The sequence below is a fragment of the Variovorax sp. P4_B11 genome (assembly GCF_056402355.1).
Genome location: NZ_JBFUHO010000096.1, coordinates 1 through 22,976 on the forward strand (window position 1 = coordinate 1; position 22,976 = coordinate 22,976).

Genomic DNA, 22,976 nt, shown 5'->3' on the forward strand with positions numbered 1-22,976 from the left:
TCGACCTGCACGGCGACCTGGCCGGCGCCCGCCGCTTCCTCGAGGCGGTGAAGATCTTCTCCCTGGCCGAGAGCCTCGGCGGCGTGGAGAGCCTGATCGAGCATCCGGCGATCATGACCCACGCCACGATCCCGGCCGAGACCCGTGCAAGGCTCGGCATCGGCGACACGCTGGTGCGGCTGTCGGTGGGTGTCGAGGCGGTGGAGGATCTGCGGGAAGATCTGGCGCAGGCGCTGGCGCGGATCTGACGGTCGCCCGGTCTGCCTCGCCGCCGCGCAGGCGCCGCCCTGCGTCGGGATCGGCGAACAGCGCCTGCCATCCGCTGCCCAGCAGGTTTCGCGTGGTCTGGTGCCCGGCGAACAGCAACATCGCGCACGGGAAAAACAGCTCGACACCGGGCTGGACCCGGCCCGGCTCAAGGCGCGAAACGGAGATCCGGCGCGTATCCTATGAACTTTTGAACTACACTGGATTCAGCAAGAGTCACAACTTTTTCACTGTCAACGACGATTCAATGCTCGGCTGATGGCTTGAGGGACATGAACAAAGACCGCTCGATGGGACTGACGTGAAGAGGGAACTGCGCCAACTGGCGCAATTGCACGGACTGAGAGGACGGCAAAAGGCGATGCAGGCTGTGACGGTCCTTCGCATGTACCGCAAGGATCCGAAGGCCAACGACTTCCTGCAGCACGAAGCCGAGCCCATTCTGCGCAAGGTGCTGTACCACCTGCGCCAGGCGGCCATCCTCGAGAGTCTGGCGGAACGTGACGCGACGCAGCCTTTTCTGCCATCGCCTGGGGTTGCGCAGCCCGGCCACGAGTGAACGGCCAGGTGACGTCTGGAACGGTGATCGTCCGCTCGTCGCTCAGAGCTTGTACCCGAATTGGCGCAGCATCTGCTTGCGCGCTTCGACATCGGACTCGGTTTCGATCCCCTTGCTCTTGACGCCGTCGACAACGCCGAGAATCCCTCGCCCGTTCCCGGTGTCGGCCACGATGACCTCCACCGGATTGGCCGTCGCGCAGTAGATGGCGCAAACCTCAGGCACCGCCTTGATGGCGTTGAGGATGTTGATCGGGAATCCGCCGGTCATGAAGACAATGAAGCAATGTCCGCAGCTCAGCGCCAGGGCATTCCTTTGCGCCAGCTCGACGAGCTCCGCATCATTTCCGGTTCGACGCACCAAGGCGGGCCCACTCGACTCGCAAAACGCAATGCCGAACTTCATCTGAGGCACCGTCTGCACGATCGCCTCGTGCAGGTCCTCGATCGTCTTGATGAAGTGCGACTGGCCGAGGATCAAGTTGACCTCGGTCGGCTTGTCGATCGTGACGGTGATCAGTTTCACGACAGTCTCCTTACGTTGCGCGGCCGACACCGCCGCAGCGCGGACGCCCGCTGGACCCGGTCAATCCGGACTGCGCACATGACCCTCAATCTCGTCACGGGCGTCCCCGAGCGTCTGATACGCGCGAATGAGCGCCACGCGAATGACGTCTTGGTGAGTGGGCGCATCGAAGCTCCGATCGCTGCTCAGCGAATTGGCGGATACGGCTGCGGCAACGAGCTGCACGGCTTGCGCAAAGCGTGCTTCGTCGATTGGGGATCTTTCGCTCATGGGGCACCCTCCGGTGGAAGTCGCCATCAGCGGCCGAGACGCGCACCGAAACGGCATGCTGATGCGCGACTGTACGCCTGCGCAGCGCGTTTCCCGGCCACGACAACCGCGACGCCAACGCTGGCATGGCCTTTCGATTGCGAGAGCGAAATGGCCCGGATCTTCCTGTGCGGGTGCCGATCACGCCGCACGCCTCGACTCGTCTTCCTCACGCACGCCGTAGGGCGCCAGCGTGCGAAGTCGGCTGTCCTTCACCGGGCCGCCGATCGCGAAGTGATAGACCGACTGAAACTCCAGGTCGCTGAAACCGAACACCCGGTGCACCGGGTCGTCGAAGAAGCAGCCGATGCCCGTGGCGCCTATGCCCGCCGCTTCGGCCTCCAAATACAAGACCTGCCCGATCACCCCGGTTTCCCAGAAGAGCTGGCGATAGAACCAGGGCCCGTGCGTGATCAAGGCGTCTCGATACTCGGCGATCATGCCGAGCGAAAAGACCCCATCGCCCGCGATGTCCTGAAAGCAGCTCAATTGCGTCGCGAGCTGCTTCACATCGCCGCTCTCCAGTCTGTGGAGGGGCAGGTCCGCCGGGCATCCGGGGGGCTTGGTCCAGTCGAAGCGTCGATGCATGGCGCGCTTCAGCTTGTCCAGCTTGGCCGGGTCGCGGACGAGTACGTACAGCCCCGCGTCGAGTCCGTCCACCCGATGAACGAACAGGGCGAGGTGGATACGCGGTTCCCAAGCCATGGCATCCCAGGGCAACGGCCGCTGATTCGCTTCCAGCTGCACGCGCGGCACCACGCGCGCGAGCATGCCGTAGAAGCGCTCGGCCGTGATCGAGGTCCGGCCGTCGCAGGCCAGGAGGCTGCGCCGCTGGCGGATGATCCGGCCGGCCGTCGGCCCGCCTGGGAACGCTGCGCTTCGATCGGCAGGGGCAGGCGCATCGAACAGGTCCAAGGCATATCGCTGGCCCATCGGCCTGCGTGAGGCGAGCACCACCTCGTCGATGACGGTCCAGGCGACGGGGTCGTCACGGCTGAGCCGGTTCGCAGTTCCGCACCAGCCTTGCCGCGTGAGCTCGCGCGCCAACAGCGGATCAAGGTCGAGCGGCAGCGCGCGCTGCACGCCTGCACACCACGGCCCGGCCGAGTCGTTCGGCCAGACGAGCATGACGAGCTCCGGTTGTTCGCGCTCGGCGCCGGCGAAGTCCTCGGCGCGGTCCAGCCCCAGCAAGGCTTCGATGGTTTCATCGGCCAGGCCGTGCAACACGACAGCGCTCCATCCCAGGGTCGCGGCGGCGATGCGAAGCGTGCCGACGGCATGGCCCGCGTCGTGCTGGCAATAGCGGAACGCGCGTTCGCCGTACTTCCACGCTTCGCGCCAGTGGATGGACGAGAGACCGACCAGAAAGGCCTGTGGGGGAAACGCCCGCATCAACTGCGCGAACCACTCGGCGGAGCCGTTGGCGCGCCGTTCCAGACCGTGCTCTCTTGGCGCGTAGTGGTACAGGCCGGGCGCGTGCGCCAGCCCGGGAAACGCGTCGATCAGCAGGTAGCCCTCGGTGGGATGCAGATTGCCGCTCGAAGGGTTGCTGCGCAGCGCCCAACGCGTGCCACCCGCCTGCTTCCAGGCCGACAGCGCAAGCGCGTACTCGAACAACCGCGACAGCGAGCGGACCGTGAGCGGTGCGCTGCGCACCGCGCCCCGCCGGTACATGTCCTCGTAGCGAGGCGACAGCGGCTCTTCGTCCGCGCCAAGGATGGGCAACCGCGTGAGCGGCGCGCCCTCGTAACGGCGGAAAGGGTTGGGTTGGTTCACCCAATCCAGGGTGCCGGCGGAACGCGCATAGCGGTGGAACTGGTGCTTGGTGCGCTCGTGATAGCGCAGCACCGATTCGAGCTGGTCGGCGGCGTCCATCAGGGTCTCCTGTGGGTGTCAACAGAGCGGCTTGCGCAACTGCTGCGTGCACGTTCCTCGCTCATGTTGGCATCGTTCGAGTGCTTCAGCAAGGCTGGCAACCGACGCGTCAGGCCATGGCGGTGAAACGCACCCTTGACCCAAGGGTTTGCGCTGACAAGATGAGGGTCAAACCCGGTTCCCAAGCGCAGTAAGAATTACGTAAGATTCGCGCCCACGCCCCAACCGAGGTACCCATGCTCGACGTCGACTTGCCAGCGCCCGCTGCGGCCGTTCGCAGCCTTCTTGCCAGCCGCGGGATCGTTCCGGCGCTGGCCTTGCTCAACGACAGGACGCCCTATCGGTTCACGGCGATCTACAAATTGAACGGCGAGGTGATGCACGCGGCGCACGCCTTCGACCGCGACTCCGAATACCGCACCTGGCTGAAGGTGGTGCCTCTGTGCGCGAGCTTCTGCCAGTACGCGATCGCGCACGGCGAGTTCGTGACCAGCCATGCCTCCAAGGATCAGCGCCTGACGAACCGACCCTATGCCGGCATGGTCGAGTCGTACTACGGCCGGCTGCTGACGCGAGAGTGTGGCACGCCCTATGGCACCTTCATCCATTTCGACCTGGAGCCGCGCAGCATTGCCACTGAGGAAATCCGCTTCCTGCGCGAGGTGATCCCGCAGTTCATTGACTACCTGGAATGAACAGGCGGCAACAGGGGCCTATCGAAGCTCGGCGCCTTGGCTTGCCTTGGCGACCAGGCCGGCATCTGCGTGTCCCACGAAGAGCCGCAGCGCCAGTCGCTGGACGAAAGTGCCGTAGGGCGGATAGAAGAGATCGATCGGGAACAGGCGCTGGCGCTTGAACACGGTCTTCGCATGCGACAGCTCGCGAAAGCCCTCCACGCCGTGGTAGGTTCCCATCCCCGAGTTGCCGATGCCGCCGAAGGGCGCGTCGTGGTTGACCACCTGCCAACCCCAGTCGTTGATCGCGACGCCGCCCGAATGCGTTCGGCGCAGCAGCGCGTCGCGTTCGGCGCTGTCGTGGCTGAAGCAGTAGAGGGCCAGCGGGCGCGGACGCGCGTTGATGAAGGCGATCGCTTCGTCCATCGTGTCATAGGGCACGATGGGCAGGATCGGGCCGAAGAGCTCTTCGGACATCACCCGCATGTCGGGCGTGAGACCGGTCAGGATGTGAAGCGGCATCTGGCGGCCCTCGCCGGTCGGCATGGGCGCGCAGCGCACGACGGACGCCCCCTTGACGCGGGCATCGTCCAGCAGGCCGCGCAGGCGTTGGTATTGCCGCTCGTTGACGATGGCCGTGTAGTCGGCGTTGCCGACCGTCTTGTTCGCGTAGAACTTCTTGAACGTGCGCCCGACGGACTCGACGAATTCGGCGACATGCTCGCGCGGCACCAGCGCGTAGTCGGGGGACACGCAGATCTGGCCGCAGTTGGTCGACTTTCCGTGCGTGATGCGCTTGGCCGCGTCGGCGATCGGGTAGTTGCGGGTGACGAGGGCCGGCGACTTGCCGCCCAGCTCGAGCGTGACCGGCGTGAGGTTGTCCGCCGCCGTGCGCATCACGACGCGGCCGACGGCCGGTGAGCCGGTGAAGACGATGTGGTTGAAGGGCAGCGAAGTGAAGACGTTGGGATCGACCAGCTCTTCGCCGACCACCGCCACCAGGTCTTCGGGGAACACCTCGGCGAGCATCCGCTTGAGCACCGCGTTGGTGGCCGGCGTCGCCTCCGGCATCTTCACCATCACCCGGTTGCCGGCGGCGAGCGCGGCCACCAGGGGGCCCAGCGCCAGGTAGACCGGAAAGTTCCAGGGCACGATCACGCCGACCACGCCCTTGGGCTGATAGACCACCCGGATGCTGTTGCTGAGGAACAGCAGTTCCGTCGAGCGCCGGCTCGGCTTCATCCAGCGCCGGACATGCGTGATCGCATGGTTGAGTTCGAGCATCGAACCGAGGAGGTCGAGCATCTTCGATTCCGCTTCCGACCGGTAGCCGAAATCGTGGCTCATGGCCTCGGCAAGAAGGTCCTGATAGCGCGACACCTGCTGCTTGAGTGACTTCAGGCGTTCGCGCCGCTGGTCCGCGTCGGGGCAGGGCGCCGCGGCGAAGGCGGCCTGCTGCGTGGCGAAGAGGTGTGCGACACGCTCTTTCGCGCGGTCGACGGTTTCCGCGCGCGGCGCGTCCAGTGAGTGGGTCATGCGGTCTCCAGGTGACTGAGGGGCCAAGGCGGCGCCCCGTGCTTGGCGCTTGAATGTAGGCGTCCAAGAGGTCGCCGCCTAGGTTGCGACCCGCCAGATTCGGGTGAAAATCTGCCAACTCCCCAAGCCGACCCCGTGTCCCGCAAGTCCACTGCCCACCCGTCCCCGGCGCCGTCGTCCCTGCTGTATCGCCACGGCAGCGGCGACATCGAATCGCCGAGCGAGAGCACGCTGGGCCTGCCCGCGCTGGTCGAGACGATGGCCGCACTCGGCGTCGACGCGGCGGCAGTGCTCGAGGGCACGGGGATCTCGCCGCTGGCCATCACGGACCACAACGCGCGGCTGTCGCAGCGCCAGAAAGTCGCGCTCTTCGACAACGTGGAGCGCCTGTCGCCGGAACCGGCGATCGGCCTGCTGGCCGGGCAGCGGCAGCGGATCTCGGACTTCGGTGTCTTCGGCTATGTGCTGCTGAGCAGCGCGACCCTGGGCGACGCGGTGAACTTCGGCATCCAGCACGTGCGGCTGGCGGGTCCGGTGCTCGAGAAGAGCTTCCGCATCGAGGGCGAGCTGGCGATCTTCGAGGGGCGCGATGTGCTGGACCTCGGGCGCCTGCTGCCCTTGGCGACCGAGTTCTGGTTCAGCTCGATCCTGACCCTCATGGGCCGGGTGCTCGAGCGGCCGTTCCAGCCGCGGCGCATGCGCTTGCCCTACCCGGCGCCCGCCTGTGCCGGCCGCTACCCCGAGATTCTGAATTGCCCGGTGAGCTTCGAGGCGAATGCCATGCAGATGCAATTCGACGCCAGCCTGCTGGGGCTCGCGCTGCCCAATGCCAACCCGATCACGGCCAGCCTCTCCGCCGACTTCTGCGGCCGCATGCTCGAAGCCATCGGTGGCGAGAACGCCCTGATCAAGTCGATCAAGGAAGCCTGCCTCAACAGTGCGGGCGCCGTGCCCCGGGCGCAAGAGATGGCCGAGCGGCTGCACATGTCGACCCGCACGCTGCATCGCCGTCTGGTCGATGCCGGCACGAGCTACCAGGCCGTCATCGATGGCGTCCGCAAGCGCCTGGCCATCGAATTGCTGGCGCGCACGGAGCTGTCGGTGGACGAGATCGCCGAGCGCAGCGGCTTCGCCGACGCATCGAACTTTCGCAAGGCGTTCAGGAAGTGGACCGGCCAGACCCCGGCGTACTTTCGGGAGCGTCGCGGCTGAGGCGGGTTGCGCGCAGGCACAGCCGGGTCGGGGCACGTACGAGCGCATAGGTGGGCGCCGGGATGGCGGCCTCGAGAGCCGGTGTCCACAATGGCGGCTCGGATCCAGGCGGTCCGGGCGCATTCGAATGCGCCTCGGAGCACTTCGGACGGCTGCACGGACTTCTCTCGAGGGTGACCCAAATGCCATTCAACTCCCCAGCATGGGTGTCACGCATCGCCGTGGCCGTCGCGGCGTGCGCGGCCCTGCCGGCACAGGCGGAGATGAGCGCGGAAGAGCTTGCGAAACTGGCCCAGAACCCGGTTGGCAACCTGGTCAGCGTTCCGTTCCAGAACAACACCAACCTGAACTACGGACCGGAGAAGGGGACGCAGAACATCCTCAACATCCAGCCGGTGATACCGATTTCGGTGAACAAGGACTGGAACATCATCACCCGCACGATCCTGCCGGTCATCTCGATGCCGGCGCTCGGCCCCGGCATCGACAGCACCAGCGGCATCGGCGACACGGTGCTGACCGCCTTCCTGTCGCCGGCCAACCCGGGCAAGTGGATCTGGGGCGCCGGCCCGGTGGTCCAGATTCCCACCAACAGCAATTCGGAGCTGGGGAACAAGAACTGGGGCCTGGGCCCTTCCGCGGTCGTGCTGCACCTCGACCACGGCGACCCGTGGGTGTACGGCGCACTGTTCAACAACATCTGGTCGGTGAGCAGCAGCAAGCAGGGCGGCTCGTACAACAACTTCCTGCTCCAGCCTTTCATCAACTACAACTTCCCCGGCGGCTTCTATCTCACCACCGCCCCGGTCATCACCGCCGACTGGAAGGCCGACAGCAGCCAGCGATGGACCGTGCCCCTCGGCGGCGGCGTCGGCAAGATCTTCCATCTGGGCAAGCTGCCGGTGAACACGCAACTCTCGGCGTACTACAACGTCGTGAAGCCGGACAACGGCGCCAACTGGCAGATCCGTGTGCAGGCGCAGTTCATGTTCCCGAAATGAGTCCTGGGTTGGCAATCGGTGCGCACCGGCCGTCGATCTTCGTTGCCGAGTGGGCCTTTCTCGAACGAATGCCCGCCGTTCGAGTTGCCTCGCAGCGAAGCGTCGAGCAGGAAGGTGCCGCTCTTTCCGCTGGAAGCCGTTGCAGTCGACGCTTGCAGCGCCTTGTCAAGGCTTGAGGGGGTCGCGGCCTATCCCGGTGCCCACCTAGGCCACGTACGTGTTCCTGCGTGGTCGTCCGGATGGCGCGCCGCACCGCAATCGTGAAAATCCGCAGGGCGGGGTGCGAGCGAACACTGCGATACCAGGTCGTCCGATCTGGCATGGGTACCGCGAGCGGTCCGTCTACCCGGACATGAAAGGAATACCTGAAATGAAAGCAGCCCACTACACAGTTCTCGCCCTGGCTTCGGCGCTGGCATTCACCGCGCCGGCCATGGCGCAGCCGAGCACGCCTTCGGCCACCCCCAAGGTGCTGGATGTCAAGGACATGATGAAAGAGGTCTCGATCTCCGCGTTGGTGACGGCGATCGACCCGAAGAACCGCATCGTGACCCTCAAGGGACCGGAAGGGAATGAATTCGCGGTGTTGGTCGACCCGAGGGTCAAGAACCTGGCCCAGGTCAAGGTCGGCGACATGGTCGATGCCACCTACATCCAGTCGGTGGCGCTCGACTTCCAGACGGGCAACGGGATCCGCATGGCCTCGTCGACGACGGCCGTCGACCGCGCCCAGGTCGGACAGCTGCCCGGCGGGGCTGCGATGAAGCAGACGACGATGGTGTCGAACATCTGGGCGATCGATCAGGCCAAGGGCACCGTGATGGTTCGGGGTCCGTTCGGTCACTTCACCGAAGTGAAGCTGAAGGACCCGGCCATGCTCAATGGCGTCAAGGTCGGCGACCAGATGAAGATGACCATCACACAGGCTCTCGCCACCTCGGTCGTCAGGAAGCCCTAGCTGCATTCCGGCCGCCAGCTTCGTCGGCGAGCGACATGGCGGCTTCGTCGGCTGTCTTCTCGCGCGGACGCTCGCTGCTGCTGGTGCTGCTGCTGCTGGGCATGGCACTGGCGCTTGGCGCGTGCACCACCTACGGTGTGATCGCCAATGTGCCGTTGTCTCCGGGTCATCATGGCACCGTCTATTCGTTGGGCGAGTTCGCCAGGAACCCGCGCCGGCATTCCGGCGAGCTGACGCTGGCCGTCGCCTTCTCGGGCGGTGGCACGCGCGCCGCCGCCCTGTCCTACGGGGTCATGCAGGAGCTGCGCGACACCCGCGTACAAATCGATGGCAAGGATCAGAGCCTGCTGGAGGCGATCAACGTCATCAGCTCGGTGTCCGGAGGCAGCTTCACATCGGCCTACTACGGCCTCTACGGCGATCGCATCTTCATCGACTACGAGGAGCGATTCCTTCGCAACGACGTCGAAGGTGCCCTGCTGCGGGGCCTGCTGAATCCCATGCGCTGGTTCAGCAGCCACGGCCGCACCGAAATGGCGGTTTCCTACTACCAGCAGTCGCTGTTCGGCGATGCGACATTCAGCGATCTGGCAAGGCGCAATGCGCCGCTGATCCTGATCAACAGTTCCGACCTGAGTTCGGGCGGGCGGTTTTCGTTCGTCCAGGAGTACTTCGACCTGCTGTGCTCGGACCTGGGCAGTTTCCCGCTGGCGCGCGCCGTCACCGCATCGAGCGCCGTGCCGGTGCTGTTCGGGCCGGTGGTGGCGGAGAACTACGGCGGCTGCGCCGGCGGCATGCCGCCCTGGCTTGCGGCCGCGAAGAAGCGTGACAGCGACAACGCCTATCTGAGCATGGTGGTGCAGGACGACCTCGCCTACCAGAACAAGGTGACGCACCGGTACGCCCAGTTCGTCGACGGCGGGATCACCGACAACCTGGGCCTTCGCGCACTGCTGGACGCCGTTGAACTGGCCGGTGGTGCGCAGGACTACGTGAAGACTTTCGACCTCGCCGCGGCGCGCCACATCGCCGTCATCTCGGTCAACGCCGCGGCCGATACGCCCGAGGGCATCGGCGAGAGCAGCAGGGCGCCGACCTTCGAGCAGACGATGAACGCCGTCACCAATGTGCAGTTGCATCGCTACAACGTGGCGACGCTCCAGCAGACCCAGCAGAACCTCGACCGCTGGACCCGCGCGCTCTCGACGCCCGAACGGCCGGTGAGCGCGTACTTCATCCGGCTCAGCTTCGAGGACGTTCCCGATCTGCTGCTGCGCCGATTCCTGAACAAGATCCCGACCAGCTTCGTCCTGGACAAGGAGCAAGTGGCACAGTTGATCGCCACCGGCCGGGCGCTGCTGCGCAACAACCCGGACTATCAGCGCTTGCTGGCGGGATTGCGGGCGCAGGCAGTCCCGGCCGGGCCGCAGGCCGCCGCGCCCTGACGCGGGGCTACGGTTCGTGGCGCTCGTAAGTGCCTCGAGGCAGGCACTTGTTGGTGCCGGTGATCACCAGCTTCTTGAATTCGAAATCCGACTTGACGGTGTAGTCCATGCCTGAATGGGCGTCGCCCGGCTGCGTGCGGTGGCGAAACTTCCTGCCGGGACAACGACTGGACAGGAACTCGTTGCCCGAACGACCCCCGGCACGCCACGTGATCGTGGTGTCGCCGCTCACGTAGGTGCCCTCGAAGTCATCGAAGGCCAGCGCGCTCGAACTCCATCCGCTCGCGAGGACCATCGCGGCGAGCAGCGGCTTCTTCAAACTCAATCGATGTTGTGACATAAGACGTGTGAGGAGCAGGCGGCATTCTATGGCGGGATGGGTCGCCACGTACGTGGATCTAGGTGGCCGCAGGGATGGCGGGGGGCGGCTGCTCTTTCGAAAATTGGCGGATCGCGAATTCGGAGGGCACTCGCCCTTGTCGATCGCGAGGTCGCCAACGCAACCGGGCGACCGCGGGCGGCCGCGACGGTGGCCCGACGAGCGTGTTGCTGCGAAGGAGATCCAGATGCGCCTCATGTTTTCGGCCCTTTGCGCCGCCACTGCCGTGCTTTCAGGCATGGCGCCACCCTTGCTGGCCCAGAACCTGCCCGCGATCCCTGCGCTGCAGACCCAGGGAACTGCGAGCTTCACCTGCGGCGGCATCGGGGAGGCCTCATCCAAGGCGATGCTCGCCGCCCGGAAGGACTATCCCCTTTCGCTGCTGTTCGCAACCGCCGCAGGTGAATACATGGCGTCGGTCACCGTAACGATCAAGGATGCCAAAGGCGTCAGCGTGCTGACGGTGCCGTCGACCGGGCCCATCTGCCTGATCAAGCTGCCGGACGGCAGCTACACCGTCGACGCGCAAGCCATGGGCAAGAGCAAGTCGCAGGGCGTCGCGGTCGGCGGTGGTCCCAAGGCGATCGACTTCAGCTTCTAGAGGAAACTCATGGCGCGAGTCTATGGGAGCCGTGGAAGCGTGAAGCTGAACAAGGCCCCGCCGCCGGGATTGTGCGAGGCCCAGAGCTTGCCGCCATGGGCCTCGATCAGTTTGCGGCAGATCGCCAGTCCCACGCCAAGGCCGCTCGACTTGGTCGAGTAGAAGGATTCGAAGACGCGCTCCAGGTCGCCTTCGGCGATGCCGACGCCGCGGTCGGCGATGTCCACCCGCACCTCGTCGCGCTCGCCGGGCCGGATCGCGATGGCGATCTCCCTGGGACCGTCCGGGGGCGCGAGCTCGATCGCTTCCATCGCATTGCGCAGCAGGTTCAGGACCACTTGCTGCACATGGATCTCGTCGACGACCACCTCGGACAGAGGGCTTGTGGGCGGCAACGCGATGCGGATGTCGCGAAGATCGCAGTCCATCTTCACCATGCCGACGCATTGGCGCACCGCCTGCTCGATGCGGATCGGCTTCGGGTCCAGCGCGTGTCGCTGCGTCATGCTGCGCATGCGCGTCACGACGTCGCCGGCGCGCGTGGACTGGCCGATGACCTTGTCGAGCAGTTCCGCGACCCGCGACATGTCGGGCGCCGGTTCGGTCGCGCGGTGCCGCGCCGCGAGCGCGTAATTCTCGATCGCGCCGAGCGGCTGGGTGATCTCATGGGCCAGCGCGACCGACATTTCTCCGGCCGTGTGGACCCGCACCAGATGCGCCAGACGCTCGCGCCAGTGCGCCGCCTCGACTTCCGCGGCGAGCCGGCGGCGCTCGGCGGCCTCGCGCGCGTGCAGGCTGCCGAACACCTCGGCGAGCAGCTGAACACCGGGGAGCAATGTGTCCGGCCATGCGTGTTCACGCCGGACCGTCGCGATCGAGAGCGCGCTCGACGTTTCTCCCGCGACCGGCACCACGAGCAACGAGCGGATACCCAGTGCCTTCAATGTGTCGCCGTCCCGCTGCGCCGAGGATGGAAGCTCGTCGAGACAGGACAGCCGGACCACGTGGCCGGCAGCCACGCGGCTGCTCAGCCACGGCAAGTAGCCCGTTCCGCGCGTGCCCGGCGGTGCCGCGAAACCATCCGCATGCCAATGCCGTGTCGGGTCGTAGCGCACGTTGCTGCCGATTCCCTGCCAGAGGGCGACCCGCTCGGCGCCCACGAATTCGCCGATCTCGCGCAATCCGCGCGAGATGGCTTCGCCTTGCTCGTCCGGTTTGGCCATCACCAGGGAAGCCAGGGTGCTGCTGGCCAGCCGCTCGAAGCCGAGCGCGAGCTCGAGTTCCTCCTGGGTGCGCTCGCGTGCGAGGGCGCTGCCGAGGATCTCCGCCAGCAGGCGCATCCGGTCGAGGAGTTCGTCCGACCATTCGCGCTCGAACCGAACGGAGCCGAAGATGAGGGCACCGTGAAGATGCCCCGCCACCCTGATCGGCATCATGACGTGTGATTTCAGGCCGATCCGGCGCCAGCTCTCCTTGTCGACGCGGGCCTCCGGCGGCAGGTCGTCGAGGCGGGAAAACGCGACCGGCCTGTTCGCGATCGCCATCGAAAGCGCCCACGGATTCGAATCGCGCACGTCGAGGCAGTGCTGCACCGGTGCGATTCCCTCCCTGGAGAACGAATGCGTGACATGGGCGCTTCCGGTCAGCGTGAAGACGCGCGTCAGCGTCGACCGGTCGATGTCGAGGGCCTTCACGATGCGTGCGAGGCTGTCCTCGATGGCGCGGTCGATGTCGTGCAGCGGCACGGCCACGAAGGTGGCCGACAGGTCCGACAGCAGGCGCTCGAAGCGCAGCAGGTCCTGCAGGTCGCGAGGAGAGCGAGACCTGTGGAACGGTGTCGGCAATGCGCAGGGACTATCCCGCAAGATTCTTCACTTTGTTGTGTGGTTGAACATTCCTCCGTGCCACCCGCTGTCGCGGAACAGCCACGGCGGGAACTCTCGCCCTATCCGCATCATCCTCACATCGTTTGCGCGCCGTCAATCCGGCTTTCGGGCTATGGCGAGCGCTGCCGGCAACGGCGACGGACCGGGCCAATCCGCGCCGAGCGCCTGGCATTCGCGGAGGTTCACTATGCACTCCATGCAACGAATGCTTCCTCAATATGCATTGGACGGAGGTATCTCCTTTCGGCATTCTTCGGGTCCGCGGGCACAAACAAAGAGAGACAACGATGGAATTCGACTACGTGGTGGTGGGGGCCGGATCGGCCGGATGTGTGATCGCTTCGCGCCTGAGCGAGGATCCGGGCGTTTCGGTCGCCCTGCTGGAAACGGGCGGGCCGGACAAGAGCGTCCTGATCCACGCGCCGGCCGGCGTGGTGGCGATGGTGCCCACGCGCATCAACAACTACGCCTACGAGACCGTGCCGCAGCCGGGCCTGGGTGGCCGCCGCGGCTACCAGCCGCGCGGCAAGACGCTGGGTGGCAGCAGCTCGATCAATGCCATGCTCTACGTGCGCGGGCATCGCCATGACTATGACCACTGGGCTGGCCTCGGCAATGCGGGCTGGGCCTACGACGAGGTGCTGCCCCTCTTCCGCAAGGCCGAGCACAACGAGCAGTTCGGCGACACGCCCTGGCACGGCCAGGGGGGCCCGCTGAACGTGGCGGCGCTGCAGTGCCCAAGTCCGATCAACAAGGCCTTCCTCGAAGCTGCGGCACTGCAAGGTTTGCCGACGATCGCCGACTACAACGTCCCGGACCCGTTCGGCGCCTTCATGTACCAGGTGACCCAGCGCAACGGGGAGCGCTGCAGTGCCGCGAAGGGCTATCTGACCCCGCACCTTGCGCGGCCCAACCTGCATGTCGTGACCCGCGCCGTGGCCTCGCGCATCGTGCTCGCGTCGGGCCGGGCCGTGGGCGTCGATTACCTGCACGGCGGCGCGACGCAGCAGCTGAGGGCGCGGCGCGAAGTCATCGTCAGCGCCGGCGCGTTCGGTTCACCGCAATTGTTGATGCTGTCGGGCATCGGTCCCGGGGGCCACCTGCAGCAGATGGGGATTCCGGTGCAGCGCGATCTGCCCGGCGTCGGGCGCAACCTGCAGGACCACATCGACTACGTGCAGACGTGGCGCACCCGCAGCGACAGTCGCACCTTCGGCGTTTCGTTGCGCGGCGGCCTTCAGCTCGGCGCGGCGATGCTCGAATGGAAACGCAAGCGCACCGGCCGCATCACGAGCTCGATCGCCGAGTCGGGCGCGTTCCTGCGCTCGTCCCCCGAGGTCGAGGTGCCCGACTTGCAACTGGTGTTCGTGATGGGCATCGTCGACGACCATGCGCGCAAGCAGCACCTGGGGCATGGCATCTCCTGCCATGTCGACGTGCTGCGGCCGCACAGCCGGGGCAGCGTCGAGCTGGCGAGCCTGGACCCGGGGCAGGCGCCGCGCATCGACCCGCGTTTTCTCGAGGACGAGCGCGACCTGGCGCTGCTGGTCAAGGGCGCGCAGGCGCAGCAGCGCATCGTCGAATCGGCCCCCTTCGACGGCATCCGCGGCGCGATGCTGTACCCGGTGGCCGCCAACGACACGAAGGCGCTGGTCGCCGATATCCGGGCCCGGGCCGACACCCAGTACCACCCGGTGGGCACCTGCAGGATGGGTTCGGACGATCAGGCCGTGGTCGACGCGCGGCTGTGCGTGCGCGGCATCGCCGGCCTGCGGGTCGCCGACGCCTCGATCATGCCGACGATCGTCGGCGGCAACACCAACGCCCCCACCATCATGATCGGCGAGAAGGCCGCAGAAATGATCCGCGCCGATGCCGCGAATGCGCATCCGCACTGACAGACAGACAACCAGACAACCGGAGACATTCCCCATGAAGCCATTCCTCAAGGCGCCGCTCGCGGCGGCGCTCATCCTCGCCCTGGGCGCCTGCGGCCAACGCAACGCCGCGCCCACCGGCGATGCGACGGCCCCGACCGTCGCGGCCAACGCGGTGTTCGAAGAAATCCTGCCGCTCGGCGATCGACAGGCGTTCGAAGACGCCCAGCGTGGCCTGATCGCGCGCCCCGAAGGCAAGATCATGGGGCCCGATGGCCGCGTGCTGATCGACTTCGATGCCTTCAAGTTCGTCGATGGGGCCGCGCCGCCGACCGTCAACCCGAGCCTGTGGCGCCATGCCCAGCTGAACGCGCAGATCGGCCTGTTCAAGGTGACCGACGGCCTCTACCAGCTGCGCGGCTTCGACGTCGGCAACATGACGCTGGTCGAAGGCAAGACCGGATGGATCGTCATCGACGCGCTGACCGCCAAGGAGACCGCCGCCGCGGCGCTGGCCTTCGCGCGCAAGCATCTGGGCGACAAGCCGGTCAGCGCGGTGGTCTTCTCGCACAGCCACATCGACCATTTCGGCGGTGCGCTGGGCGTGATTTCGCCCGAGGAGGCAGCGGCTCGCAAGGTGCCGATCGTCGCCTCGACAGGGTTCATGGAGGAGGCGACCAGCGAGAACGTGATGGTCGGCACCGCCATGGGCCGGCGCTCGTTCTACCAGTTCGGCAAGGAACTCGAACGGTCGCCCAAGGGGCTGGTCGACACCGGCCTCGGCAAGGCGGTAGGCTATGGCACCTTCGGCATCCTGCCGCCGACCGTCCTGGTCACGCAGCCGACCGAGGAGATGACGCTCGACGGCGTGCGCTTCGTCTTCCACAACGTGCCCGGTGCCGAGGCGCCGGCGGAGATGACCTTCTCGATTCCGGCGCTGAAGGCCTATGGCGGCGCGGAGAACCTGGCGCAGACCATGCACAACCTGCTGCCGGTGCGCGGCGCCAAGGTGCGCGATGCGCTGAAATGGGCCGACTACATGCAGCAGGCGCTCGACCAGCTCGACGGCGCCGAGGTCTATTTCGGCCAGCACAACTGGCCGATCTGGGGCCACCAGCGCATCGTCGACTTCATCACCAAGCATCGCGACGTCTACAAGTACACGCATGACCAGACGGTGCGCCTGATCAACGCCGGCCTGACGCCGCGGGAGATCGCCGACCGGATCAAGCTGCCGAAATCGCTGCAGACGCACTTCGGCGCGCGCGGCTACTACGGCGACCTGCGCCACAACGTCAAGGCGGTGTACCAGTTCTATCTCGGCGCCTACGACGGCAACCCGGCGAACCTCGATCCGCTGCCGCCGCAGGAATCGGCCAAGCGCTACATGGCGCTGGCCGGCGGCGCCGATCGCGCCCTGCAGGCGGCGCAGGCCGCCTTCGACAAAGGAGACTACCGGTGGGCGGCCGAACTGCTCAGCCACGTGGTGTTCGCCGACAGCGGCAACAAGGCCGCACGCGAGCTGCTGGCGCGCACCTACGAACAGCTCGGCTACGTGGCCGAGGCCGCCACCTGGCGCAACAGCTACCTCAGCGCGGCGGCGGAGCTGCGCCAGGGGCCGCCCAAGCAGGGTGTCGATCGCTCGGGCTTCATCGACATGCTGACGCAGACGCCGGTCGAGCGCTTCCTCGAGGCCATGGCGGCCGGCCTGGACGGCCCCGCCGCCGAGGGCAAGGACACGAAGATCAACCTCGTCTTCAGCGACACCGGCGAGAGCTTCCAGCTCTGGCTCGAGAACGCGGTGCTGCACCACCGCAAGGCCGCGCCGGCCGCCGACGCCAACGCGACGCTGACGCTGACCAAGCCGATCTTCGTGAAGATGATGGCGGGTACCGCGGGCGTGAAGGACACGCTGTTGTCCGACCAGCTGTCGGTCGACGGCAGCAAGATCGACCTCGTGCGCTTCCTGTCCCTGATCGACAAGGCGCCGGGCACCTTCCCGATCGTGACGCGCTGAGCCGCGACGGCCGCGGCACCGAGGGGCGAGGCCCCGGGGCCGGCGCGCCACGTACGTGGCGCTGCGTGGCCGCCGGGATTGCCCCGGGCCAGGGCGGCTTCCAGAATGCGGGGAGAGCCCGTGGCCCCACACGGCGCCACGGGGCCTCAAGCCATGGATTTCATCGTCGACGCCTTCGTCCGGACCTGGACCGATATCACGAGCGGCAGGCACGCGCCGCTCGCGTTTCGCTTCGTGGTTCAGCCGCTGATGGCGGCCTTCTTCGCGTTCCGGGCCGGCCGGCAGGATGCGCGCGACGGGCGTCCGCTCTACCTCTGGGCCCTGGCGACCGATTCGGCGCAGCGAAGGGCCCTGCTGAAGGAAGGCTGGCGGCACGTGGGAAAGGTGTTTCTGCTGGCGATCGTCATCGATGCGATCTACCAGTTCAGCGTGCAGCGCTGGGTGTATCCCGGTGAGGCCATCATGGTGGCCGCCGTCCTGGCCGTGATTCCGTATCTCGTCGTTCGCAGCCTGATCAACCAGGTGATGCGCTGGAAGAGTCGAAAGTGACGGGCGCCACGTACGTGCTCGTGCGGCGCCTGCACGTACGTGGATTGAGTGGCTGCCGGGATTGACCCCTTCGGGTCGACAGACCGACGATCTCATGATCGGGCAGGCCCCTGGGGCCCTCACAAATTCGCGCTTCGGCAGGAGGCCAACATGCAAGCTGGGGTTTGGACGGCACGGGTTGCGGCGACAGTGCTGTGGGCCGCGGCGCGTGCTCGGAGTCCATCATCGCTTTCCGTCAACAGTCTCTCGGGGTGAACGACCATGAACCAACGATTCGATGCATTGAAATGCCTGGCTGCCGCGGCCTCGTTCGCGCTGGTCGCCGGCTGCGCCACGAGCAGCGCGCTCAGCAATGACAACCTGGCCATTGCCGCTGGCTTCAAGGTCATCACGCCTTCGAAACCGGACCAGCAAGCCATGCTGGCGAAGCTTCCCAAGGACAAGGTTTCGCCCGTCACCTACCAGGGCACCACCTACTACGTCCTGCCGGATTCGATGAACAATCTCGCCTATGTCGGCGGACTGCCCCAGTACCAGGACTATCAGCGGCTGCGCGTTGCGAAGCAACTCAGCAACAACAATCTCGAGGCGGCCCAGATGAACGAGATGAATGCCATGGATTGGGGCGGCTGGGGCGGCTGGGGCGGGCCCGCCTTCATCGGATTCCGTCGCTAGCAACGGGCCGGTGGCGCGTGAGGCGTGCCGGGCTGCCTGCGCGCCGTGGTCGGGCGTTGGCCTCGACCGCGTCGCGCGACATTCTCGTGCGCCTACGTACGTGGGTGCTGCGTGGTCGCCGGGATGGTCGCATCGCCTGGATGGCCTCACCATTGATGACCGGTTCGGCGCAGGTGAACGGAAGCGGCCTCGAAGTGGTGTTGCGCGCGGCGTTGTGCTTCGGACGCGTCGCATGCGTTTCGCCATTGAAGCCGGGCACTGCCTGGATCCGGAATCTTCAATGCCTCGGGAGACACCGAAGCCATGTCCACCACCGTCTACGTCGTCGGATTCAAGGAGGATGAGCGCGCGTGGCTCGAATCGGCACTCGGACGGATCACCGATACGGTGGTATTCGTGGACGACGGCGAAGCCATTCTTGCCAGACCGCCCAGTGGTTCGGGTCAGTGTCTGATTGCGTCGGCCGATGTCGACGAGGCCGCAACGCTCAGACTGGTGCGTGAGTTGAGGCACCGGGGCGTGGCACTGCCCGTGATCGTCCTGGGTCCGCACTCTGCGTTTCGTACGGCCGTCGACATCGCGCGACTGGAGGCGACAGATTTTCTGGAGCGGCCGGTCAGCGTGCGCGAACTGCGTGCTGCGGTGCGTCGCGCGCGTTCGGACCCGAAATGACTCGGCAGGCGCCGTCAGCGCGCGGCGGCAGGGCGGCCAGGCGCGGCACCGGTCGTGCTCAAAGCAGCCTGAGGGTGATTCCCGCAAAGATGCCCAGGCCCGTCGCGGACATGATCAACGCCATGACGAACGAGGGCTGCATCAGATGAAAGTTCATTTCTCGTCGCATGGCCTTCAGCCGAAGCCAGTACTCGATCGTGCCCATGACCATGGCCATGGTGCCCAGGCCTGTCAGGAAGAGGCCCATGTTGCGCGGCGACTGGCTTGCCGCCCCGATTCCCCCTTGCTGCTGCATGGCCTCGAGCACCTTGTAAATGGTGAATCCGAAACTGATCATGGACAGGGCGGTCCTCACCCATGCCATCAAGGATCGATCGGCAGCCATGAGGGTGCGCTCGATGGCCAGCTCGGTGTTCAGTCGGGCCGACGCGCTGGATGACGATGGTGGCGGCTCGGACGGTTCAGGACCCGGAATCGGCGTCAATGAAGTTGGAGGTGCTGGCATATGGTTCCCATGCGTGGTCGCGTCCGTGTATCGAAGGAATTGTGCGGACGCCGAAGGCCGAACGCCAGTGCTTTGTCCACCTAAATGCCACGTACGTATGGGCCTGGCGGTTGCGCGCCTCGCGCCTTGGCCGGCCTCGGGTCGTCTTCAAGGGCTGAGGCCAGGCGCGGCCTGCAAGCGCCGGAGGTGGTTTTTTGCGAACGACACGAACCAGTCGATGCTCTCCGGTTTCGCCAGCGCGTCCCGCTTGACGACCTTCTCCAACGCATGCCCCAGCATCAGCTTCTTCACAGGCAACTCGAGCTTCTTGCCAGTGATGGTCTTCGGAATGGCGTCGACCTGAAGGATCTCGTCGGGCACGTGCCGGGCGGACAGGCTGCTGCGCAGCCCCTGCCGGATGCGGTGGCGCAGCGCTTCGTCCAGCACGAGGCCGGGGCGCAGTTGCACGAACAGACCCAGATACGAGGGCCGTCCCAGGTACTCGAGGTCCACGACGAGGCTGTCCACCACCTCTTTCAGCGCCTCGACGACGCGATAGAACTCCGCTGTGCCCATTCGTACCCCCTGGCGGTTGATGGTGGCGTCGGAGCGGCCGTAGATGATCCCGCCCACTGCCTCCGGACGCGGCACCAGCCGCAGCCAGTCGCCTTGCCGCCAGACCGGCTGGCCGGCCGCGTCCCGGAAGGTGTCGAAGTAGCTCTCACGATAGCGGCTACCGTCCTCGTCGCCCCAAAAGTACAGCGGCATGGAGGGGATCGGCCGCACACACACCAGTTCGCCAACCTCGTCCTGCAACGGTCGCCCGTCATCGCTCCAGGCCTCGACGTGCGTGCCGAGCACGCGGCATTGCATCTCTCCCATTCGCACCGGCAAGGTCGGCAGGCCGACCACGAATCCCCCTGTGATGTCGGTACCGCCCGACACGATGTTGAGCCATAGATCCTCCTTGACCGTTTCATACAGCCAGCGGTACGCCTCGGGCGACAGTGGGGAACCCGTGGAGCACACCGTGTGCAGGGTGGACAGATCGGCCAGCTCGCTTGGAACGATGCCGGCCTTCAGGAACGCATGGTGGATGGCCGCGCCGACGCCGAAGACATTCACGCGATGTCGACCTGCGAGCTTCCATAGGTGCCCCCAGTCGGGCTCCGGACCGGCGCCGGTGACGCATCCGTCGTAAAGCACCAGGGTGGCGCCACCCAGCAGGCCCATCACATGGGCGTTCCACACCATCCAGGATGTGTTCACCGCCCACAGCACGCGCACGCCGGGGTGGAGGTCGTTGTGCAGCACCATGTTGACCATGCCGTTCGCCAGCACGCCTCCATGGCCGTGCACGATGGCTTTGGGCAGTCCGGTGGTGCCTGAGGAGTACAGGATCCACAGCGGATGATCGGCCGGCAGGGCTTCGGACCGCAGGGGCGCTTCGGCCGCGATCGCGTCGGTCCAGGTCACCACGCTGCGGATCGCAGCCTGCGCCGGCGGCACCGCGAAGGGGTCGAGGTGCGGCACCCACAACACGCCGGTGACCGAGGGCAGTTGGTCCAGGATCTCGCCCAGGGCGGCGCGGCGGTCGAACGGCTTTCCGGCGAACCGGTAGCCGTCCGCCGCGACCAGCACCTTCGGCGCGATCTGGGTGAAGCGGTCGCCGACGCTCACCGGCCCCATGTCGGGCGCGCAGAGAGACCAAACCGCGCCCAGGCTGGCCACCGCGAGGAAAGCCACCACGGCCTGCGGAATGTTGGGCAGATAGCCGGCCACGCGGTCGCCCGCCTGTACGCCGAGCCCGCGCAGGGCAGACGCCACCGCGCCGACCTGGTGCCGCAGCGTCTCCCAGGGAACTTCGCCCGTGCCGCCGGCCTCGCTCTCGTACACGATGGCCGGCGTGGCGAGCCCGGTGTGGCGCAACGCCTGATCCACGAAATTGAGGCGCGCACCCTCGAACCAGCGCGCCCGCGGCATGTCACCGTCCAGCATGCGGACAGGGGGAGCGGTCATGGGCAAGTCGAAGAAGCCGAGGATGGCGCTCCAGAACGCCTCCGGCTCGTCGACCGACCAGCGCCAGAGCTCCTCGTAGCCATCGAACAGCAAGCCGCGTTCACGTTGGAGCCAGCCTTCGAAGGCAGTGACGAGGGCCTGTGCCTTGCGTTGCGGGCTGGGCCGCCAGAGGGGCGTGTCTGTCGCGATGGATGTGTTCACGTCGTGCGTGGAGATGTCGGTTGACTGCATGCGGTCCCTCTCAGGATTCGGCAGTGAAGCCGATCCGCTTCACGTTGTCGCGCCATTGCGCGTTCTCGGCGCGCACGCGCTGGGCGAGTTCCTGCGCGGTGGAACCCTGGGCCGTCATCCCAAACTCGGCCAGTCCGCGCACGAAGTCGGGCTGCAGTACAGCCGCACGCACCGCATCCCCCGCGCGCTGCGCCGCGGCTGCAGGCGTGCGCGCCGGCACGAACACGCCGAACCACTCGGTCATGTCCAGGGCATGGCCTTGCTCGCGGAACGTCGGGATGTCCGGCGCGAAGGCGCTGCGCGTCGGTCCGGAGACGGCCAGGAGGCGCAGGCGTCCCGACTTCATCTGTGGCAGGTAGCTGCCCAGCACGGTGGCGTAGGCCGGGAGCTGGCCGCCCATCAGGTCCTGCAGCCCGGGGCCATCGCCGCGATAGCCCACGTGGGTCAGTTCGACGCCCGCCAACTGGCCCAGGAGGCTGCCCATCAGGTGCGGCGTGGAGCCCGATGCCGGCGACCCGAACGAGCCCTTGCCCGGATTGGCCTTCACCCAGGCCACGAAGTCCGGGATGTTGCGCACGCTCTCCGGCACCGCCGGGCCGATGGCGAAGGCGAACGGGAAGGTGCAGACCATGGACACGGCCTGGACGTCCTCCGGCGTGTAGGGAAGCTTCCGATAGGTATGGGGATAGACGGTGAACGGTGCAGGAGGGGACAGCAGCAGGGTGGCGCCGTCCGGCGCGGCCTCCTTGGCCGCCGTCACGGCAATCTGAGCCCCCGCGCCCGGCTTGTTCTCGACGAGCACGTTCGCCGCGTAGGTGCCGCGAAGCTTTTCGGCCAGGCGGCGTGCCACGTTGTCGGTGCTGCCTCCGGGCGGAAAGCCCACCAGCACGCGAGCGAGCTCAGGTTGCTGACCGTGGGCGACACGGTGCATGCTGGCAGCGCCCAGCGCGGCGAGGGCGCCCAGTTGGGTGGCGAATTGGCGGCGTGTGGTCATGTGCGGATCTCCGTTGTAGGTTTTTCGGGGACTGGCTGAGAGTCGCCGCGACTTTGCCGCATGACCGCGCCGCCGCTGTCGTGTCCTTGCGGCTGCTTGCGTAATCCTGCGCAGCCTAGGGTAAGACCTGATCTCTCGGGGAACGCTTTAGGGCCTGTTCACACTATTTCCGGGGATCGCGTTGCCGGGCCAAGGGGCTGGATGCAAGGCGCCCGCGCGCAGCAAGGCTTT

The 22,976-nt window shown here is 66.6% G+C and carries 22 protein-coding genes; 13 read left to right on the forward strand and 9 right to left on the reverse strand.

All coding sequences use genetic code 11. The annotated features are described in order from the left end of the window. On the forward strand, window positions 1-248 hold a 248-nt coding region (locus tag AC1DYD_RS38795; RefSeq protein WP_478176879.1), incomplete at its 5' end, for a PLP-dependent transferase. A 404-nt stretch (window positions 249-652) separates the two neighbouring features. Beyond that, a complete protein-coding gene (locus AC1DYD_RS38800) occupies window positions 653-826 on the forward strand; it encodes a hypothetical protein (protein WP_478178044.1) in 174 nt (57 codons plus the stop codon). A 42-nt stretch (window positions 827-868) separates the two neighbouring features. Here the strand turns inward: AC1DYD_RS38800 and AC1DYD_RS38805 are convergent, their stop codons facing one another. The 3 genes from AC1DYD_RS38805 to AC1DYD_RS38815 form a co-directional block, all read right to left on the reverse strand. Next, complete coding sequence (locus AC1DYD_RS38805; RefSeq protein WP_478178064.1) at window positions 869-1,351, reverse strand: adenosine-specific kinase; 483 nt, start codon at window positions 1,349-1,351, stop codon at window positions 869-871. A 60-nt stretch (window positions 1,352-1,411) separates the two neighbouring features. Further along, window positions 1,412-1,621, reverse strand: a complete 210-nt coding sequence (locus AC1DYD_RS38810; protein WP_478178045.1) for a hypothetical protein — start codon at window positions 1,619-1,621, stop codon at window positions 1,412-1,414. Window positions 1,622-1,801: 180 nt separating this feature from the next. Next, window positions 1,802-3,535, reverse strand: coding sequence for a SagB/ThcOx family dehydrogenase (locus AC1DYD_RS38815; protein ID WP_478178046.1), 1,734 nt, complete (start codon window positions 3,533-3,535; stop codon window positions 1,802-1,804). Window positions 3,536-3,771: 236 nt separating this feature from the next. Between AC1DYD_RS38815 and AC1DYD_RS38820 the strand changes: the two genes are divergently transcribed. Next, window positions 3,772-4,230, forward strand: a complete 459-nt coding sequence (locus tag AC1DYD_RS38820; RefSeq protein WP_478178047.1) for a hypothetical protein — start codon at window positions 3,772-3,774, stop codon at window positions 4,228-4,230. Window positions 4,231-4,248: 18 nt separating this feature from the next. Here AC1DYD_RS38820 and AC1DYD_RS38825 read toward each other — a convergent pair whose 3' ends face one another. Further along, window positions 4,249-5,745 carry a coniferyl aldehyde dehydrogenase gene (locus AC1DYD_RS38825; protein WP_478178048.1) on the reverse strand — a complete coding sequence of 499 codons (1,497 nt, stop codon included), beginning with the start codon at window positions 5,743-5,745 and terminating at the stop codon, window positions 4,249-4,251. Between the two features lie 135 nt (window positions 5,746-5,880). Here AC1DYD_RS38825 and AC1DYD_RS38830 point away from each other — a divergent pair, with 135 nt between their 5' ends. The 4 genes from AC1DYD_RS38830 (at window position 5,881) to AC1DYD_RS38845 (ending at window position 10,361) form a co-directional block, all read left to right on the forward strand. Further along, complete coding sequence (locus tag AC1DYD_RS38830; RefSeq protein ID WP_478178049.1) at window positions 5,881-6,957, forward strand: AraC family transcriptional regulator; 1,077 nt, start codon at window positions 5,881-5,883, stop codon at window positions 6,955-6,957. A gap of 182 nt (window positions 6,958-7,139) precedes the next feature. After that, window positions 7,140-7,958 (forward strand): transporter family protein, encoded by an 819-nt coding sequence (locus tag AC1DYD_RS38835; protein ID WP_478178050.1) that lies wholly within the window; start codon window positions 7,140-7,142, stop codon window positions 7,956-7,958. A gap of 370 nt (window positions 7,959-8,328) precedes the next feature. Next, entirely contained in the window at window positions 8,329-8,916 is a 588-nt protein-coding gene (locus AC1DYD_RS38840; protein ID WP_478178051.1) for a hypothetical protein, read from the forward strand. Window positions 8,917-8,951: 35 nt separating this feature from the next. Further along, entirely contained in the window at window positions 8,952-10,361 is a 1,410-nt protein-coding gene (locus AC1DYD_RS38845; protein ID WP_478178052.1) for a patatin-like phospholipase family protein, read from the forward strand. Between the two features lie 7 nt (window positions 10,362-10,368). Here the strand turns inward: AC1DYD_RS38845 and AC1DYD_RS38850 are convergent, their stop codons facing one another. Beyond that, window positions 10,369-10,686, reverse strand: coding sequence for a hypothetical protein (locus AC1DYD_RS38850; RefSeq protein WP_478178053.1), 318 nt, complete (start codon window positions 10,684-10,686; stop codon window positions 10,369-10,371). A 241-nt stretch (window positions 10,687-10,927) separates the two neighbouring features. Between AC1DYD_RS38850 and AC1DYD_RS38855 the strand changes: the two genes are divergently transcribed. After that, window positions 10,928-11,341, forward strand: a complete 414-nt coding sequence (locus tag AC1DYD_RS38855) for a hypothetical protein (protein ID WP_478178054.1) — start codon at window positions 10,928-10,930, stop codon at window positions 11,339-11,341. A 20-nt stretch (window positions 11,342-11,361) separates the two neighbouring features. Here the strand turns inward: AC1DYD_RS38855 and AC1DYD_RS38860 are convergent, their stop codons facing one another. Continuing rightward, on the reverse strand, window positions 11,362-13,185 hold the full coding sequence (locus AC1DYD_RS38860; RefSeq protein WP_478178055.1) for a GAF domain-containing sensor histidine kinase: 1,824 nt from the start codon (window positions 13,183-13,185) through the stop codon (window positions 11,362-11,364). A gap of 329 nt (window positions 13,186-13,514) precedes the next feature. Here AC1DYD_RS38860 and AC1DYD_RS38865 point away from each other — a divergent pair, with 329 nt between their 5' ends. From AC1DYD_RS38865 to AC1DYD_RS38885, 5 genes are all read left to right on the forward strand, one after another. Continuing rightward, window positions 13,515-15,125 (forward strand): GMC family oxidoreductase, encoded by a 1,611-nt coding sequence (locus tag AC1DYD_RS38865; protein ID WP_478178056.1) that lies wholly within the window; start codon window positions 13,515-13,517, stop codon window positions 15,123-15,125. Window positions 15,126-15,159: 34 nt separating this feature from the next. After that, the gene (locus AC1DYD_RS38870) at window positions 15,160-17,121 is read left to right on the forward strand and encodes an alkyl/aryl-sulfatase (protein WP_478178057.1); all 1,962 of its coding nucleotides are present in this window, start codon (window positions 15,160-15,162) and stop codon (window positions 17,119-17,121) included. Window positions 17,122-17,274: 153 nt separating this feature from the next. Continuing rightward, window positions 17,275-17,670 (forward strand): hypothetical protein, encoded by a 396-nt coding sequence (locus AC1DYD_RS38875; protein ID WP_478178058.1) that lies wholly within the window; start codon window positions 17,275-17,277, stop codon window positions 17,668-17,670. A 261-nt stretch (window positions 17,671-17,931) separates the two neighbouring features. Next, window positions 17,932-18,345, forward strand: a complete 414-nt coding sequence (locus AC1DYD_RS38880) for a hypothetical protein (RefSeq protein WP_478178059.1) — start codon at window positions 17,932-17,934, stop codon at window positions 18,343-18,345. A 303-nt stretch (window positions 18,346-18,648) separates the two neighbouring features. Further along, window positions 18,649-19,017 (forward strand): response regulator, encoded by a 369-nt coding sequence (locus tag AC1DYD_RS38885; protein WP_478178060.1) that lies wholly within the window; start codon window positions 18,649-18,651, stop codon window positions 19,015-19,017. Between the two features lie 58 nt (window positions 19,018-19,075). Here AC1DYD_RS38885 and AC1DYD_RS38890 read toward each other — a convergent pair whose 3' ends face one another. The 3 genes from AC1DYD_RS38890 to AC1DYD_RS38900 all read right to left on the reverse strand — a co-directional run bounded on the left by AC1DYD_RS38890 (window position 19,076) and on the right by AC1DYD_RS38900 (window position 22,745). Then, window positions 19,076-19,402 carry a YidH family protein gene (locus AC1DYD_RS38890; protein ID WP_478178061.1) on the reverse strand — a complete coding sequence of 109 codons (327 nt, stop codon included), beginning with the start codon at window positions 19,400-19,402 and terminating at the stop codon, window positions 19,076-19,078. A gap of 267 nt (window positions 19,403-19,669) precedes the next feature. After that, complete coding sequence (locus AC1DYD_RS38895) at window positions 19,670-21,751, reverse strand: acetoacetate--CoA ligase (protein WP_478178062.1); 2,082 nt, start codon at window positions 21,749-21,751, stop codon at window positions 19,670-19,672. Between the two features lie 10 nt (window positions 21,752-21,761). Next, complete coding sequence (locus AC1DYD_RS38900; RefSeq protein WP_478178063.1) at window positions 21,762-22,745, reverse strand: Bug family tripartite tricarboxylate transporter substrate binding protein; 984 nt, start codon at window positions 22,743-22,745, stop codon at window positions 21,762-21,764. Window positions 22,746-22,976: the final 231 nt, after the last annotated feature.